The organism is Leisingera sp. ANG49, from assembly GCF_059694505.1.
In genome coordinates this window covers 334,804-350,371 of the sequence record NZ_JCATZN010000001.1, presented here as the reverse complement: position 1 = coordinate 350,371, position 15,568 = coordinate 334,804, and the positions used below count along the sequence as shown (strand labels likewise).

General features: G+C 62.4%; 14 protein-coding genes. 7 read left to right on the top strand and 7 right to left on the bottom strand.

What is annotated here, in order from left to right; genetic code table 11:
* Positions 1-116: 116 nt before the first annotated feature.
* Positions 117-575: a Fe-S cluster assembly transcriptional regulator IscR gene (iscR, locus tag AC58NV_RS01685; RefSeq protein ID WP_019296280.1), complete on the bottom strand. Its 459-nt coding sequence runs from the start codon at positions 573-575 to the stop codon at positions 117-119.
* A 186-nt stretch (positions 576-761) separates the two neighbouring features.
* Between iscR and AC58NV_RS01680 the strand changes: the two genes are divergently transcribed.
* Genes AC58NV_RS01680 through AC58NV_RS01670 form a run of 3 tightly spaced genes read left to right on the top strand, consistent with a single transcriptional unit; the run spans position 762 to position 2,826 of the window.
* Complete coding sequence (locus AC58NV_RS01680) at positions 762-1,415, top strand: alpha/beta hydrolase (RefSeq protein ID WP_366661836.1); 654 nt, start codon at positions 762-764, stop codon at positions 1,413-1,415.
* A complete protein-coding gene (locus AC58NV_RS01675) occupies positions 1,415-1,660 on the top strand; it encodes a hypothetical protein (protein ID WP_497225597.1) in 246 nt (81 codons plus the stop codon). The genes AC58NV_RS01680 and AC58NV_RS01675 overlap by 1 nt, the downstream gene beginning before the upstream one ends.
* Positions 1,657-2,826 (top strand): HD domain-containing protein, encoded by a 1,170-nt coding sequence (locus AC58NV_RS01670; RefSeq protein WP_497225596.1) that lies wholly within the window; start codon positions 1,657-1,659, stop codon positions 2,824-2,826. Before AC58NV_RS01675 ends, AC58NV_RS01670 begins: the two co-directional genes overlap by 4 nt.
* A 33-nt stretch (positions 2,827-2,859) precedes the next feature.
* Here AC58NV_RS01670 and AC58NV_RS01665 read toward each other — a convergent pair whose 3' ends face one another.
* Complete coding sequence (locus AC58NV_RS01665) at positions 2,860-3,642, bottom strand: class II glutamine amidotransferase (RefSeq protein ID WP_497225595.1); 783 nt, start codon at positions 3,640-3,642, stop codon at positions 2,860-2,862.
* Between the two features lie 251 nt (positions 3,643-3,893).
* On the opposite strand from AC58NV_RS01665, the gene AC58NV_RS01660 reads away from it, so the two are divergent.
* The 3 genes from AC58NV_RS01660 to AC58NV_RS01650 all read left to right on the top strand — a co-directional run bounded on the left by AC58NV_RS01660 (position 3,894) and on the right by AC58NV_RS01650 (position 6,809).
* Positions 3,894-4,229 (top strand): DMT family transporter, encoded by a 336-nt coding sequence (locus AC58NV_RS01660; RefSeq protein WP_366661832.1) that lies wholly within the window; start codon positions 3,894-3,896, stop codon positions 4,227-4,229.
* Positions 4,230-4,322: 93 nt separating this feature from the next.
* Positions 4,323-6,143 carry a translational GTPase TypA gene (gene typA / locus AC58NV_RS01655; protein ID WP_497225594.1) on the top strand — a complete coding sequence of 607 codons (1,821 nt, stop codon included), beginning with the start codon at positions 4,323-4,325 and terminating at the stop codon, positions 6,141-6,143.
* Positions 6,144-6,227: 84 nt separating this feature from the next.
* Positions 6,228-6,809 (top strand): VOC family protein, encoded by a 582-nt coding sequence (locus AC58NV_RS01650; protein ID WP_497225593.1) that lies wholly within the window; start codon positions 6,228-6,230, stop codon positions 6,807-6,809.
* A gap of 81 nt (positions 6,810-6,890) precedes the next feature.
* Here AC58NV_RS01650 and AC58NV_RS01645 read toward each other — a convergent pair whose 3' ends face one another.
* The 3 genes from AC58NV_RS01645 to recA form a co-directional block, all read right to left on the bottom strand.
* On the bottom strand, positions 6,891-7,178 hold the full coding sequence (locus AC58NV_RS01645) for a DUF1330 domain-containing protein (RefSeq protein ID WP_497225592.1): 288 nt from the start codon (positions 7,176-7,178) through the stop codon (positions 6,891-6,893).
* 78 nt (positions 7,179-7,256) lie between these two features.
* Positions 7,257-9,908 carry an alanine--tRNA ligase gene (alaS, locus tag AC58NV_RS01640; protein ID WP_497225591.1) on the bottom strand — a complete coding sequence of 884 codons (2,652 nt, stop codon included), beginning with the start codon at positions 9,906-9,908 and terminating at the stop codon, positions 7,257-7,259.
* 155 nt (positions 9,909-10,063) lie between these two features.
* Positions 10,064-11,131, bottom strand: a complete 1,068-nt coding sequence (recA, locus tag AC58NV_RS01635; protein ID WP_497225590.1) for a recombinase RecA — start codon at positions 11,129-11,131, stop codon at positions 10,064-10,066.
* A gap of 192 nt (positions 11,132-11,323) precedes the next feature.
* On the opposite strand from recA, the gene AC58NV_RS01630 reads away from it, so the two are divergent.
* Positions 11,324-11,923 carry a gamma-glutamyl kinase gene (locus AC58NV_RS01630; RefSeq protein ID WP_497225589.1) on the top strand — a complete coding sequence of 200 codons (600 nt, stop codon included), beginning with the start codon at positions 11,324-11,326 and terminating at the stop codon, positions 11,921-11,923.
* Between the two features lie 48 nt (positions 11,924-11,971).
* On the opposite strand, the gene AC58NV_RS01625 is transcribed toward AC58NV_RS01630, so the two are convergent.
* Entirely contained in the window at positions 11,972-14,287 is a 2,316-nt protein-coding gene (locus AC58NV_RS01625; protein ID WP_497225588.1) for an ATP-binding response regulator, read from the bottom strand.
* 91 nt (positions 14,288-14,378) lie between these two features.
* Complete coding sequence (locus tag AC58NV_RS01620; protein ID WP_497225587.1) at positions 14,379-15,554, bottom strand: RsmB/NOP family class I SAM-dependent RNA methyltransferase; 1,176 nt, start codon at positions 15,552-15,554, stop codon at positions 14,379-14,381.
* Positions 15,555-15,568 lie beyond the last annotated feature (14 nt).

The window sequence follows — 15,568 nt, the reverse complement described above, 5'->3', positions numbered from 1 at the left end:
TGCAGATCGCTGCCGTCTCATAAGCCGCCTTGCAGCAATTGGCAAAGTTTCCACGCGGGATTTGCGCGGAATACGCCCCGCCCGGGCCGTTGGATGCGGATTGTTTGCCCGCCACGTCAGTCATCCACCACGGCAAACAGGCTGGGCACCGCCGGGCAGGGCGCCAGGTCATTCTTGATCACATCCGACAGGCGGGTCTGGTGCAGAAATACATAGACATGCGCGCTCAGCCCCTCCCACAGGCGGTTGGTCAGCGATTGCGCGCGGCTGCCGGACAACGCGCCGGACGCCCCTGCGCCCTTGTGCATGGCATCTACCGTTTCATCGACCGCCGACAGCACGTCCACCACCCGCACCTCTGACGGCGGCATGGCAAGGCGGTAACCGCCGCCAGGGCCGCGCACCGACTCGACCAGCCCGGCGCGGCGCAGCTTCACGAACAGCTGTTCAAGGTAAGGGAGCGAGATGTCCTGACGCTTGGAAATGTCGCCCAGCGGCACCAGATCACCCTGCGGCTGCAGCGCGATATCTGCCAGCGCAACCATCGCATAGCGCCCTTTGGTGGAAAGCTTCATAATTCACCTCTCGAAACCTGTGCGCCGGTGCGAAAACATTGACCTTGCTCTCGTCTGTGCGTATCTCAGCCTGACGGTGTGTGGCTAGGCCAGCGCCATTGATTAGAACTGTTCTAAGTTGCCTGACGAAACCCGTCAAGTATGCTGCCGGCAGACCCGACAACGAGAGTAGGATTTTAACCGCCCATGCCCGAGGTCATTTTTCCTGGACCCGAAGGCCGCCTCGAAGGCCGCTACCACCCGCAAAAAGAAAAAGACGCCCCGATCGCCATCGTGCTGCATCCGCATCCGCAGTTTGGCGGCACCATGAACAACAAGGTAGTCTACAACCTCCACTACGCGTTCTACAACATGGGCTTCACAGTTCTGCGGTTCAACTTCCGCGGCGTCGGCCGCAGCCAGGGCGAATACGACCAGGGCGTGGGGGAGCTGTCGGATGCTGCCTCGGCACTGGATTACCTGCAGTCGATGAACTCCAACTCCAAGCATTGCTGGGTTGCGGGCTTCTCCTTCGGCGCCTGGATCGGCATGCAGCTCTTGATGCGCCGCCCGGAAATCACCGGCTTCATCTCGGTTGCGCCGCCGGCAAACATGTATGACTTCTCGTTCCTGGCGCCCTGCCCGTCCTCCGGACTGATCATCAACGGCACCGCCGACCGCGTGGCGCCGCCCGCGGACACCGCAAGCCTGGTCAGCAAGCTGCATGAGCAGAAGGGCATCACCATCACCCATACCGAGGTGGAGGGGGCGGACCACTTCTTCCAGGAGCCGCATATGGACACGATGATTGGCACCGTGACCGACTACGTGAAGCGCCGCCTGACGGAGAATACCCGCTGATGAGCAGCTCCATCGAAACGCTGGCCCAAAAACTGGCGGTCGATACTCTCAAGGTTCAGGACGCCAGCGGCGAAGAGCGGCTGTATGTGGAGGTGGGCCAAGTGCTTGGTGCCGCCTCCCAGTCGCTCGAAGAGGCGTTTCTGACTGAAATCCGCGTGCGTCTGGCGGAACGCAAGGCGCGTGACTTTCTCAACAAGAAAGTCGCCGCGCTTCAGGCGCAGCTCAGCACCAAGGGTGAGGCGTGAGCGCCCGCTTGGAAGCGCAGTTCGCCTTTCTGCTGGAAGCTGACAAGCTGCGCCGGGTCGAGCGCCAGAACCTGATCCTAGATTGCAGCCGCCGCGAGAACTCGGCTGAACACAGCTGGCACCTTGCGCTTTATGCTCTGGTTCTGGCGCCTTTCGCTGCGCCAGAGGTGGATGTGTTCCGCGCCATCCGCATGCTGCTGCTGCACGATCTGGTTGAGATCGATGCAGGCGACCACCCGATCACCGATGAGGTCGACTGGCACGCGGTGGCACAGGCGGAACAGGCTGCCGCCCAGCGGCTGTTCGGGTTGCTGCCAGCGGATCAAGACGCCGAGTTCCTGGCCTTGTGGCACGAATTCGAAGCCGCCGAGAGCCCCGACGCGCAATTTGCCAAGCGGGTGGACCACTGCCAGCCGATCTTTCAGACACTTTACGGTGCCCGGCCTCTGGACTGGCATATCGATGTAGTCCGGCAAAACCTGTTCGACGGCCGCGCAGCCGCGCTGGAGCAGCACCTGCCGGAAGCCTACCACCACGCGCTGTCGCTGCTGGGGGAGGACACCGGCTATGATTGCAGCCGCCTGACCGCCCGCCTGCCCTTTCTCAATGAGGCAGACAAGCTGAAGCTGGTCACCCGCGCCTCCAAGCTCGGCGACGGCTCGCGGCATGAAAACTCAGCGGAGCACAGCTGGCATATCATGCTCTATGCCTGGGTGCTGTCGGAACACAGCACCGGGATTGTCGAAGTCGACCGGGTGCTGCAGATGCTGCTGCTGCATGACCTTGTGGAGATCGATGCAGGCGATGCACCGATCCACGGGGTGGTTGACCCCGCAGCCCTTGCCGTCCTGGCTGCCGAGGAACTTGCTGCCGCCGACCGCCTCTTCGGCCTGCTGCCCCCGGATCACGGCACGCCCATGCGGGTAATCTGGGAAGAGTTCGAGGCCGCGGAAAGCCCGGACGCCGTATTTGCCAAATCCATAGACCGGGTTCAGCCGGTGCTCTTGAACCTGCTGAACGGCGGTGGCAGCTGGGTCGATTATGAAGTGAGCCTGCCGCAGCTCGACGCCCGCGTCGGCGGCAAAGTCAGCCGCGGCGCGCCAGAGGTCTGGACCTATGTCCGGGCGCAAGTCGAAACCTGGTTCCGCGAGGCCGGGCGCCTGTAAAGGCCAGTGCAGCCCCGCCGGCGGGGTTGCACATCATTCCAGAAACGGTTGAAACGGCAGGGTTTCCGCGCCTTCCGGCGTCAGCGTCAGAAATTCTCCCGGCTTCAGCTCATTCCAGGCCTCTCCGGTGTCTTCCAGCGGCTCCGACACCACCGCCCAGCCCTTCATGCTCTGGCTCCAGCGGTAGTAGACCGACGGCGCAATGTTGTCAGAGGAATAGCGCGCGGCAAAGAGCGTCCTTCCATCCGACATCGCCGCCGAAAGCCGCATGTGCGGCGTAGTCCCGCGCGTCCGGGACAAACCCTCCATCCGGGCAACAGCCCGCTCCAGCGTCCCCTTGGGGTCTGCATCCAGGCCCTCGCGGAGGGCCAGCAGAAACAGTACTTCGCTGTCGGTGGCGCCCCTGCGGTGCTCATACAGTTCATCGGGAATGCACATGTCGGCGTGGCGGCGGAACTTCTCGAACCCGCCGACCTGACCGTTGTGCATGAAGCTCCACCTGCCGGCTGTAAAAGGATGGCAGTTGTTGCGGCTGGTGGCGGAACCGGTGGAGGCCCGCACATGCGCCAGGAACAACCCGGATTGCACCTGATGCACCAGCGCCCGCAGGTTACAGTCCGACCAGGCCGGATAGACATCGCGGTACAGACCCGGCTCAGGCCGCTGGCCGTACCAGGCAATACCAAACCCGTCTCCATTTGTGGCGGTCTTGCATTCCACCGCTTTCTGGCTTTGCGCGATCAGCGAATGCGCCGGTGTTGATATGATGTCCTCCAAGAAGACGTCGGCACCCGTGTATGCAGCCCAGCGGCACATGCGGCAATCCCCATTCCACTTCCGGGAATCAGATCAGCGTTTCAATCCAACCCCCATTATTGGGACAACCTCCTAGGAATTCCTAAATTCACAGTCCAGTGTACCCGCGCACAATGACGTGTTCATTCGCCGCCGTTTGCGGAATCCAGCCTGCCCGTGCCGCATCGGGACTTCCCCGGACTGCATAGATCGGGTAGGCGGGAAGTCAGACCAGCGGGTTTGCCCGCGGCAAGCGCTTAAGGGAGGCTGAGATGCCGGTTCACTACGTCTACCTGATTATTGCGGTGGCAGCGGAAACCATCGGCACCACGGCACTGCAGGCCAGCCAGCAGTTCAGCAGGCTTGGCCCCTCGCTGATCGTCCTCGTCGCCTATGCCTTCTCTTTCTACATGATGGGGCTGACCCTCAAATTCATGCCGGTGGGCATTGTCTACGCCATCTGGTCCGGCCTCGGGATCCTGCTGATCGCGGTGATCGCCTTCATCGTGTTCGGCCAGAAGCTGGACCTGCCTGCCATCCTCGGCATGGTGCTGATCATGTCGGGCATCGTCATAATCCACCTGTTTTCCAAGTCCTCGGGCCACTGATCCGCATTTGCGGGGCTCTCCAGCGGTTTTTCTCTGGCCTTTGTTCGGGGTTCGGGCTATGCGCGGCCCAACTTCCTTACAAAGGCGAACGTCATGGACTTGCGCAACATTGCGATCATTGCTCACGTTGACCACGGCAAAACCACGCTTGTGGACGAGCTGCTGAAACAATCCGGCGCCTTCCGCGAAAACCAGGCTGTGGCGGAACGCGCCATGGACAGCAACGATCTGGAGCGCGAACGCGGCATCACCATTTTTGCCAAGCCGACTTCGGTCGAGTGGAACGGCACCCGCATCAACATCGTCGACACCCCCGGCCACGCCGACTTTGGCGGCGAGGTGGAGCGGATCCTGTCGATGGTGGACGGCGTGGTGCTGCTGGTGGACGCCGCCGAAGGCCCTATGCCGCAGACCAAGTTCGTGACCTCCAAGGCGCTGGCCCTGGGCCTGCGCCCGATCGTGGTTCTGAACAAGGTCGACAAGCCGGACGCCGAACCCGACCGCGCGCTGGACGAATGCTTTGACCTGTTTGCCTCGCTCGACGCCACCGAGGACCAGCTGGACTTCCCGCACCTCTATGCCTCCGGCCGCTCCGGCTGGGCCGATGCCGATCTGGACGGCCCGCGCAAAGACCTGCACGCGCTGTTCAACCTGATCGTGAACCACGTGCCGGAACCCAAGCAAATCAAGCAGCAGGACGACGATTTCCGGATGCTGGCCACAACGCTCGGCAGCGACCCGTTTGTCGGCCGCATCCTGACTGGCCGTGTTGAGTCCGGCAAGCTCAAGGTCGGCGCCACCGTGCAGGCGATCTCCCGCATCGGCCAGAAGATCGAACAGTTCCGCGTCACCAAGATCCAGGCCTTCCGCGGCCTGGCCCAGCAGGACATCGAAGAAGCCCAGGCAGGCGACATCGTCTCCATCGCCGGCATGTCCAAGGCCACCGTGGCCGACACCATCTGCGCGCTGGCCGTGGATGAGCCGCTGGACGCCCAGCCGATCGACCCGCCCACTATCACTGTGACCTTCGGCATCAACGACAGCCCGCTGGCCGGCCGCGACGGCAAGAAGGTGCAGTCCCGCGTCATCCGCGACCGCCTGATGAAAGAGGCCGAAAGCAACGTCGCCATCAAGATCCAGGACACCCCCGGTGGCGAAGCGTTCGAGGTTTCCGGCCGCGGCGAACTGCAGATGGGCGTTCTGATCGAGAACATGCGCCGCGAAGGGTTCGAACTGTCAATCTCCCGCCCGCAGGTGATCATGAAGGAAGTCGACGGCGTGCGCATGGAGCCGATCGAAGAAGCCACCATCGACGTCGATGACGAATACTCCGGCGCAGTGATCGAGAAGCTGACCGGCGCCCGCAAGGGTGAGCTGGTCGAGATGAAGCCCGCAGGCGCAGGCAAGACCCGTATCATCGCCCACGTCCCCTCGCGCGGCCTGATCGGCTATCACGGCGAGTTCCTGACCGACACCCGCGGCACCGGCGTGCTGAACCGCGTGTTCCATGGCTGGGCACCGCACAAGGGCGCGATCCCGGGCCGCCGCGCCGGCGTGCTGATCTCAATGGAGAACGGCCAATCGGTGGCTTACGCGCTGTGGAACCTGGAAGAGCGCGGCAAGATGATGATCGGCGCCCAGGCCGACATCTACACCGGCATGATCATCGGTGAGCATTCGCGCGATAACGACCTGGAAGTGAACCCGCTGAAAGGCAAGAAGCTGACCAACGTGCGGGCGTCCGGCACCGACGACGCCGTGCGCCTGACCACTCCGATGACGCTGTCTCTGGAAGAGGCCATCGCCTATATCAACGATGACGAACTTGTGGAGGTGACGCCGAACAACGTGCGCCTGCGCAAGCGCTACCTGGACCCGCATGAGCGCAAGCGGATGTCCAAGGCCGCAAGCTGATCCAGATCCAAAAGGCCGCCGCTCCGGCGGCCTTTTCCGTTTCCGCCGCCGCGTGTTAGCCTGCCCCAAACGCGGAGAGTTCAAATGCGGAAACTTCAAGTTCAGGGCGTGCACCACATCACGCTGACCGGCGCAGGCAGGCAGACGTCGATCGACTTCTGGGAGGGGGTGCTGGGCATGCCCTTCATCTTCGACCAGCCCAATCTCGACAACCCGGACGAAGGCCACCTGTATTTCGATCCCGGCGACGGGCGCCTGATCACTGTCTTTACTGATGAAACCCGCACGGCAGACCCCAGCCGCACCCCCACAGAGCCCGGCTGCGTGCACCACCTTGCGTTCAATGTCAGCAAGGCCGCGTTCTCACAGGCAGTGACGCGCCTGAATGAACGCGGCATCAGCCATTCCGGCCCCAAGGACCGCGGCTTCATGGATTCGATCTATTTCAAGGATCCGATGGGCCTGCTTATCGAACTCGCCTGCTACCGGTTCGAACCGCCCGCCTTTTGCGGCCATGCCGACGTCATGATCGAGGCGCACAGGATCCGCGTCGAACGCGGCGACTACAACATTCAGGAGGAACACCTGGCCGACGCCATCGAAGCCCTAGTGGCGCGCCGCCAGTCCAGCCTGTCGGAAGACCGTTCCGCCAATAATCCCTACTGAAAAGGGCGCAGCAGCGCCGCGCCCCTTTCATCTTTCCGTGGAATACTCAAACGGCGGACCGCCTGCCCGGTGCGCAGGCCCCTACTCGCTGGTCTCCACGACCATCAGCTCGCGCTCGGAAGCGCCGCGCGCGTGGTCCAGCGCTTCCTGGTATTCCGGGCTGTGGTAGCAATCGACCGCCACTTCCACGCTGGGGAATTTCGCAACCACATTGCGCGGGCGCTCCTTGCCTTCCAGCTGCACGAACCGGCCGCCGCGGGCAATAAATTCGCCGCCATGCGCGGCGATGGCCGGGCCGGCCAATTCGGCATATTTGCCATAGGCGTCGGCGTCGGTAACGGTCACATGTGCAATCCAAAGTGCGGGCATCGGAGCCTCCCAGTTTCATGATCTTTCCGGCAGCTTAGGCAGATAGCCGCAAAGACCAAGTGTTTTTTGACCAAATGGTCAGCCAGCCAGCAGTGCCTCCGCTGCCTTGATGGCTTCCTCCGCGCCGGAGAAGTCCTTGCCGCCGCCCTGGGCCATGTCCGGACGGCCGCCGCCGCCCTTGCCTCCCACGGCGGGAACCGCCGCCTTCAGCACGTCCACAGCCGAGATGTCGCCGGTCAAATCGTCGGTGACACCGGCGGCCACGGCCACCTTGCCGTCGTCCTCTGCGATCAGCAGGATCACGCCGGAACCGATGTTCTGCTTGTGCTTGTCAATCAGGCCGCGCAGGTCCTTGCCGGACACGCCCTGCAGCGCTTGGGCCAGGAACTTCTTGCCATTCACGTCCTTGGCCTCAGCACCACCGCCGGAACCGCCGCCCATGGCGATCTGCTGCTTGAGATTGGAAATCTCGTTCTGCAGCGCCTTGCGTTCGTCCATCATCGCCTTGAGGCGGTCCAAGACCTCCGCAGGTTGCGCCTTCAACGCGCCAGCGACTTCAGCCATCCGGCCTGCTTCGCGCTCCAGGTGCTCCACCGCCGCCGCACCGGTCAGCGCCTCGATCCGGCGCACGCCGGCAGAGGACGCGCTGTCGCCCAGGATCACGAAGGTGCCGATGTCACCGGTCTGCTTCACATGGGTGCCGCCGCACAGCTCGATCGAGTAGGTATCGCCGTCGTGGCCCTTGCCGGTCTGTGCGCGGCCCATGGAGACAACGCGGACCTCTTCGCCGTATTTCTCGCCGAACAGCGCCTGGGCGCCAAGCTCGCGCGCATCATCCGGGGTCATGATGCGGGTGGAGACCGGCGTGTTCTGGCGGATGAAATCATTCACTTCCGAGCCGACCTTGGCCAGTTCATCCGCACTCATCGCCTTGTTGTGGCTGAAGTCGAACCGCAGGCGGTCCTCGGCGTTCAGCGAGCCCTTTTGCGCCACATGCTCCCCCAGCGCGTTGCGCAGTGCTTCGTGCAGCAGGTGGGTGGCCGAATGGTTGGCTCGGATCTTGCTGCGGCGCGCGTGATCCACTTCCATCGCCGCACCTTTGCCAACGGCAATTTCGCCCTCGGTCACTTCGGCGATGTGCAGGAACAGGCCCTCCACCTTTTTGGTGTCGGTAATGCGGGCCGCGCCGCCTTCAACAGTCAGCACACCGGTATCGCCTACCTGGCCGCCGCTTTCGCCATAGAACGGCGTCTGGTTCAGGATCACCTGAACTGTGTCGCCCTTGGCCGCAGACTGCAGCTGCGCACCGTCCTTGACGATGGCCACGATCTGGCCCTCGGCCTTCTCGGTTTCGTAGCCAAGGAAGTCAGTGGTGCCGGCTGCGTCGACGATGTCGAAGTAGACCTTCACGTCCGCCGCTTCGCCCAGACCAATGCCACCCGCGCGAGACTTCTCTTTCTGCTCTTTCATTGCAGCGTCGAAACCATCGGTGTCGACCTCGATCTCCTTGGCGCGCAAAGCGTCCTGGGTCAGGTCGAGCGGAAAGCCGTAGGTGTCATACAGCTTGAACGCAGTTTCGCCCGGCAGCACGTCGCCCTTGCCCAGATCGGCAGAAGCTTCGTCCAGCAGCTTCAGGCCGCGGTCCAGGGTCTTGAGAAAACGGGTTTCCTCTTGCTCAAAGGTCTCTTCGATCAGCGCCTGCCCCTGGCCAAGCTCCGGATAGGCCGCGCCCATCTTCTGAACCAGCGACGGCACCAGCTTGTGCATCACCGGATCGGTGGCCCCCAGCAGCGAGGCATGGCGCATCGCGCGGCGCATGATCCGGCGCAGCACATAGCCGCGGCCTTCATTCGAAGGCAGAACGCCTTCTGCGATCAGGAAGGAGCAGGAGCGCAGGTGGTCGGCGATCACCCGGTGATGCACGTTCTGGTCGCCGAACGGATCAGTGTTGGTGACGTTCGCCGAGGCTTCGATCAGCGCCTTGAACAGATCGGTCTCATAGTTGTCATGGGTACCCTGCAGCAGCGCCGCAATCCGCTCCAGCCCCATCCCGGTGTCGATGGACTGCATCTCCAGATCCACCATTGAGCCATCCGCGAACTTCTCGTTCTGCATGAAGACGAGGTTCCAGATCTCGATGAAGCGGTCGCCGTCTTCCTCCGGCGAGCCCGGAGGGCCGCCCCAGATGTGGTCACCGTGGTCATAGAAAATCTCGGTGCAGGGGCCACAGGGGCCGGTGTCGCCCATCTGCCAGAAGTTGTCAGAGGTAGCGATGCGGATGATCCGGTCCTCCGGCACGCCCATCTTCTTCCAGATGTCAAAGGCTTCGTCATCGGTGTGATAGACGGTGGTGTACAGCCGGTCCTTCGGAATATCGAATTCCTTGGTGATCAGCTCCCAGGCAAAGGGGATCGCCTCATGCTTGAAGTAATCGCCAAAGGAGAAGTTGCCGAGCATCTCAAAGAACGTGTGGTGGCGCGCGGTGTAGCCGACGTTGTCGAGGTCGTTGTGCTTGCCGCCGGCCCGCACGCATTTCTGTGAAGTGGTGGCACGCTTGTAGTCGCGTGTTTCCACTCCGGTGAAACAGTTCTTGAACTGAACCATGCCCGAGTTGGTGAACATCAGGGTCGGGTCGTTGCGCGGCACCAGCGGGCTGGAGTCGACCACCTCATGCCCCTGTTTGGCAAAGTAGTTCAGAAAGGTTGAGCGGATATCGTTGAGCGTCGGCATATGCGGGATCTCTTGCGGGCTTTTCTAAGCGTTCCGGGCAGGTTTAACCCCGCACCAGGGCGCTGTCCACAGCGGGAAGCGGCATGGTTCCATGAAAAAGGGCGCAGCTCGCGCCACGCCCTTACCGTTTCCGGTTTTTTCAGATTTTCCAGCGCTTAGGCTTCAAGGATATCGTCCGCATCGTCCGTTTCCGGGCGCTCGAATTCCAGCCCGTGCGACGCACGGATCTTGTCCTCGATATCATAGGCGATGGCCGGATTTTCCTTCAGGAAGGTCTTGGCGTTTTCCCGCCCCTGCCCGATCCGCTCATCCCCGTAAGAGAACCAGGCACCGGACTTGTTGACGACACCGGCCGCCACGCCCAGGTCCAGCAGTTCGCCCATCTTGGAAATGCCTTCGCCGTACATAATGTCGAATTCCACCTGCTTGAACGGCGGCGCCACCTTGTTTTTTACGACCTTGACGCGGGTCGCGTTGCCGACCACTTCATCCCGGTCCTTGATCGCACCGATGCGGCGGATGTCCAGACGGACGGAGGAGTAGAATTTCAGCGCGTTGCCGCCGGTGGTGGTTTCGGGGGAGCCGAACATCACGCCGATCTTCATGCGGATCTGGTTGATGAAGATCACCATGCATTTTGAACGGCTGATGGAGCCGGTCAGCTTGCGCATCGCCTGGCTCATCAGACGGGCCTGCACGCCGACGTTGCTGTCGCCCATGTCGCCCTCAAGCTCGGATTTCGGGGTCAGTGCGGCCACCGAGTCGACGATCACCATGTTAACCGCGCCAGAGCGCACCAGCGTATCGGTGATTTCCAGCGCCTGCTCGCCGGTGTCAGGCTGCGAAATCAGCAGCTCATCCAGATCGACGCCCAGCTTGGCCGCATACTGCGGGTCCAGCGCGTGTTCCGCGTCGACAAAGGCGCAGACGCCGCCCTTCTTCTGCTGTTCCGCAATGCAGTGCAGGGTCAGCGTGGTCTTGCCCGAGCTTTCCGGCCCGTAGATTTCAATGATCCGCCCCATCGGCAGGCCGCCGATCCCCAGCGCGATGTCCAGGCCCAGAGAGCCGGTCGAGCTCGCCTCGATCTCCTGCATGGCATTGCCATCGCCGAGCTTCATGATCGAGCCCTTGCCGAACTGCCGCTCAATCTGGGCAAGCGCGCTGTCCAGCGCCTTTTGCTTGTCACCGCTTACTTTATTTTTCATGGTCAAAAGATCCGCCATAGTCCCTTGTCCTTTTCTATGTGTCACACACCGGGGCGCGCGGCAATCACTGCTTTGTTCACCTCTTGTTCCTTATGGGATCAAAAAGAGAACATTGCAACAAATTTCTGGTGTACCCACTTCGAAGCCGGGGTGTTAAGGATTGGTTTATGGTTAATCGGCAGCAAGATTATTTACCGGGCAGTTAACGGAATGATGATATTTTTCAAGGAACGGCTGGCACTGCTGTCCGTTCCCAAGACCGGCACCACCGCATTTCAGGCGGCCCTGCGCGACCACGCCGATCTGGTGATCTCCGACCCGCCGGAGCTGAAACACGCACCGCTCTACCGCTACAACCGCTGGATCCGGCCGATGTACGAGAAGGTCTGCGGTGCGGAACTGGAAATCGCAGCCGTGATGCGCGAACCCCTTAGCTGGCTCGGCAGCTGGTACCGGTACCGTCAGCGGCCCGCGCTGGACGGCAAGCCCAACTCGACCAAGGATGTCAGTTTCGACGATTTCCTGCACGCCTACTGCAAGGGCAAGCCGCCCGCCTTTGCCAATGTCGGAAGCCAGGCCAAATTCTTGGAGGCCCAGCCCAACGGGTGCAAGGTCAGCCATCTGTTCCGCTATGAGGATCCGGACGCACTGAAGCAGTTCCTGGAACAGCGGCTGGACACGGAGATCCGTCTGGAACGCAAGAACGTCAGCCCGCAGGCGGACCTGACCCTCAGCCCCAATGCAGAGGCCCACATCCGCCGCAAACGTGCAGAGGAGTTCGAACTTTACGGATCCATTCCCGCCCGCTGAAAGTATGAAGCCGCCGAAACCGGCGGCTTTTCATTTCCTTACTCGGCCTTAGTGCAACTGCGCGTGCACTGTCTCGGTCAACTGGTTGAGAGAGAAAGGCTTGGGCAGGAACACTGAATTCGGCACATCCGGCTCTGCCTCGCCAAAGGCACCCTCGGCATAGCCGGAGACGAACACCACGCGGGTGTCCGGGCGCTCCTTCAGTGCTTCGCGCACCCAACTGGGGCCGTCCATGCCCGGCATCACCACATCGGTCACAAACACATCTACAGTCAGACCCGGATCTTCCAGCGTGCGCAGGGCATCCTCAGCCGACTCCGCCTCCAGCACCGTGTAGCCGCGCATTCTGAGCGCACGGGAAGCAAAGGCACGCACCGGCGCCTCGTCCTCGACCAGCAGCACCACACCCTCCCCATGCTGTGCAGCAACAGTCTTTTCTTCCGCCGCTTCCGGCTTCTCAGCGGCCATCTGCTCCGTTTGCTGCTTATAGACCGGGAAGAACAGCGTGAACTGGGTGCCGTGCCCCTTTACCGAATCGACAAAGATATAGCCGCCCGTCTGCTTGATGATGCCATAGGCCGTGGACAGGCCCAGCCCGGTCCCTTCACCCGTGCGCTTGGTGGTGTAGAAAGGTTCAAAAACCTTCTGCAGCTTGTCCGGGGCAATCCCGACGCCCTCGTCAGAAACCTTCACCGTCACCCAGTCGCCAGCAGGCACCGTAGCCCGGTTCCGCTCCAGCGGCTTGTCGAGAGAGATGACCTCGGTTTCGACCCGGATTTCACCTCCCTGCGGCATCGCATCGCGGGCGTTCACTACCAAGTTCATCAGCACCTGTTCCAGCTGCCGCTTGTCGGCGCGGATCGATTTCATCACCGGATCGTGGCTGAGGGTCAGGGTGACCTTCTCCCCCACCAGGCGGTTCAGCAAATGGGTCAGGTCGGACAGCGTGTCCCGCACATCCAGGGTTTCCGGCTGCAGCGTCTGCTTTCGCGAGAAGGCCAGAAGCTGGCTCACCAGCGAGGCCGCCCGGTTGGCATTTTCATGGATCTGGATCAGGTCGCCATAATCCTGGTCGCCCTGGTCGTGGCGCAAGAGCAGCAGGTCGCAATGGCCGGAAATCGCCGTCAGCAGGTTGTTGAAGTCATGCGCAACACCACCCGCCAGCTGCCCGATCGCCTGCATTTTCTGGCTTTGGACAAACTGCGCCTCCAGCGTCTTCAGCTCCGTCGCGTCATTCAGAACCGCAATCAGCAGCGGTGTGCCTTCTTCTACCACGCGGGTAAGCGTGACCTGGACGAACACTTCCTTGTCCGAACGCGACAGCCGCAGGAACTCCGACTTGTTGGGCGCCAGCCCGTCCGCAGTGTCGCGCAGCCAGTCCGACATCGGACGCCCCAGCCCTTCCATCAGCTGGCCCAGCTTCAGGTTGGCGCAGCTTTCGACCCCAAGCAGCCGCAGCGCCATCCGGTTGCTGCTCAGGATCTCCCCCGTCGGCGCAACCTTGAGGAAGGGCACCGGCAGCGCCTCAAACCCGGCCTGTGCGGAGTCAAAACTGCTTTCGTCCACCTCCATCAGGAACAACTCACTGCGGCCCTGGGTGCGGTTTTGCTCGCTGACCAGCACCTGCACCGGCCCTTTTTTCGTGCTGAGCGTATTGATCTGTCCCGGCAAAACCGGCAGCGCTGGAAACAAACGGTCAGTGGATTTCACCCGTTCGCCGATCAGGCGGCGGGCAGCTTCGTTCATGAACAGAACCGCACCGGTGCGGCCCACCGTGATCATCGGAACCGGCAGCGCATCGGCACCCCGGCCATTGCCGCCGCGGTCCAGGATATCCTCCACCCGCCACAGGAAGCTGCCACCGCTCATCTGATGCACGGCCAGCCGCACATGGCCGCGGCGGGTCACGATATCCTCGCGCGCCGCGCCATCGACGCGGGCACGGCTCTGCAGCCGGTAGAGCACCGCAGAAGGATTGGCCAGGACAGAACGCAGCGTGCCCGCCAGCGTGTCGCGGCTGGCATCCTGAAAGCGCTTCACCGCAGCGCCGTTGCAGGCGTGGATCATACCGTCATTATCGGTGACAAAGCTGGGAGTTGCGTCCTTTTCGATGAAACCGGTCAGCAGTTCAGCCGCCATGGCGCGCGCATTCAGCCGCATCCGTGTCTGCAGCACCATCAGTGCTGCAACCGCCGCAAGCGTCAGCCCCACCATGATAAAACCGCGGCCAATCCAGTCAGGCAGCGGCAACAGCCAGGGGCCTGTCATCAGCGTCACCGCCAGCAGAAATGTCGCCGCCAGCCTGGCGTGCTCAGGTGCGTAAACACGCAGTTCCGGAACGGAGGTGTCTTGGCGACCGGACATTACGGCTCCATGGTCAGTAGAGAATGCCGCCATAACGCGGCGGTTTAGGTTAAAACCACGTTAAGAAACACACAGGTTTACAGCCGAAACCCTAACAACCGCGTTTTGCGCGCGTCAACACGGCAACATAGAACCCATCGGTGCCATCCTGCACTTGCCAGCCGTTCTGATCCGCCAGTTTCCACTCAGGGTTTTCATCCATAAACCGTTGAGTCTGAGCGCTGTTTTCGCCTGCCAGCATAGAGCAGGTTGCATAGGCCAGCACCCCATCCGGCGTGACCAGCCCGGCGGCCTTACGCAGGATTTCCCCCTGAATACGTTGCAAATCCGCCAGCCCTTCGGCGGTCAGACGCCATTTACTTTCCGGCGCCCTCCGCCAGGAGCCGGAACCGGAACAGGGCACGTCGCACAGAACCAGGTCAAACGGCCCGGAGCGGGCCAGATCAGCAGTTGAAAGCAGCGTAACCTTTGCCCCTGCCCGTGCGGCACGTTCCGGCAGGTCCTTCATCCGCCTAGGGTCGGCATCATGCGCGAAACACTGGATACCGGTCTGGGCCACCATGGCAAGCGTCTTGCCGCCACCGCCTGCACAGTAGTCCAGAACCTTCATGCCGTCCTGTAAAGGCAGCCGCTCCGTCACGGCCTGGCTTGCCGCGTCCTGAAGCTCAACCAAGCCGTCCTGATAGGAATTAGCATTGCGCAATTTGCGCGCGCCTTCAGTTACCTCCAGCGCGGTTGCCGCTGCCGGATGCGGCTGGGCGGCAATGCCCTCGGAAGCCAATGCCTTCACCGCCTGTTCAATAGTTCCGCGCGCAGTATTCACCCGCAGATGCACCGGCGCCCGGCTGCGCAAGGCCAGCGCCGCGGCTTCGGCCTTGTCCCCCAGGCTGCCGCGAAACTCCGGCCACAGCCAATCGGGAAGATCCATTGCCTCGGCACCTTCGGGCGGCTCCGGGAACTCGCGTTCCGCGTCTGTCAGCGGCGCGGGCGCATGGCCCTGACCGGTGAAGAATTCATCCGGGTCCTGCCCCGCCTCGCGCAGCGCGCCCAGGATCAGACCGCGCCCCGTGCGGGAACCGCCAAGCGCGGCGTGCGAGCGCAGGCAGCGTACGGCACCAAACACATGGTCGCGCACCGCGGCCCGGTCCTTGGACCCGGCAAAGCGGCTGCGGCGCCCCCAGGAGGTCAGCGCCTTTTCGGCAGGTTCCCCTGCCACCACCTGATCCAGGATTTCAATGGCCGCCTGCAGGCGGGCGGCGGGGGTCATGCCCCTGCCCCGGT

What these genes read in the sequence shown, in the direction of transcription:
- AC58NV_RS01660 (WP_366661832.1), top strand. Translation starts at nt 3,894, where the DNA reads ATGCCGGTTCACTACGTCTACCTGATTATTGCGGTGGCAGCGGAAACC.
- AC58NV_RS01630 (WP_497225589.1), top strand. Translation starts at nt 11,324, where the DNA reads ATGATGATATTTTTCAAGGAACGGCTGGCACTGCTGTCCGTTCCCAAG.
- recA (WP_497225590.1), bottom strand. Translation starts at nt 11,131, where the DNA reads ATGGCGGATCTTTTGACCATGAAAAATAAAGTAAGCGGTGACAAGCAA.
- AC58NV_RS01645 (WP_497225592.1), bottom strand. Translation starts at nt 7,178, where the DNA reads ATGCCCGCACTTTGGATTGCACATGTGACCGTTACCGACGCCGACGCC.
- AC58NV_RS01625 (WP_497225588.1), bottom strand. Translation starts at nt 14,287, where the DNA reads ATGTCCGGTCGCCAAGACACCTCCGTTCCGGAACTGCGTGTTTACGCA.
- AC58NV_RS01620 (WP_497225587.1), bottom strand. Translation starts at nt 15,554, where the DNA reads ATGACCCCCGCCGCCCGCCTGCAGGCGGCCATTGAAATCCTGGATCAG.
- AC58NV_RS01665 (WP_497225595.1), bottom strand. Translation starts at nt 3,642, where the DNA reads ATGTGCCGCTGGGCTGCATACACGGGTGCCGACGTCTTCTTGGAGGAC.
- typA (WP_497225594.1), top strand. Translation starts at nt 4,323, where the DNA reads ATGGACTTGCGCAACATTGCGATCATTGCTCACGTTGACCACGGCAAA.
- AC58NV_RS01650 (WP_497225593.1), top strand. Translation starts at nt 6,228, where the DNA reads ATGCGGAAACTTCAAGTTCAGGGCGTGCACCACATCACGCTGACCGGC.
- AC58NV_RS01680 (WP_366661836.1), top strand. Translation starts at nt 762, where the DNA reads ATGCCCGAGGTCATTTTTCCTGGACCCGAAGGCCGCCTCGAAGGCCGC.
- AC58NV_RS01675 (WP_497225597.1), top strand. Translation starts at nt 1,415, where the DNA reads ATGAGCAGCTCCATCGAAACGCTGGCCCAAAAACTGGCGGTCGATACT.
- alaS (WP_497225591.1), bottom strand. Translation starts at nt 9,908, where the DNA reads ATGCCGACGCTCAACGATATCCGCTCAACCTTTCTGAACTACTTTGCC.
- iscR (WP_019296280.1), bottom strand. Translation starts at nt 575, where the DNA reads ATGAAGCTTTCCACCAAAGGGCGCTATGCGATGGTTGCGCTGGCAGAT.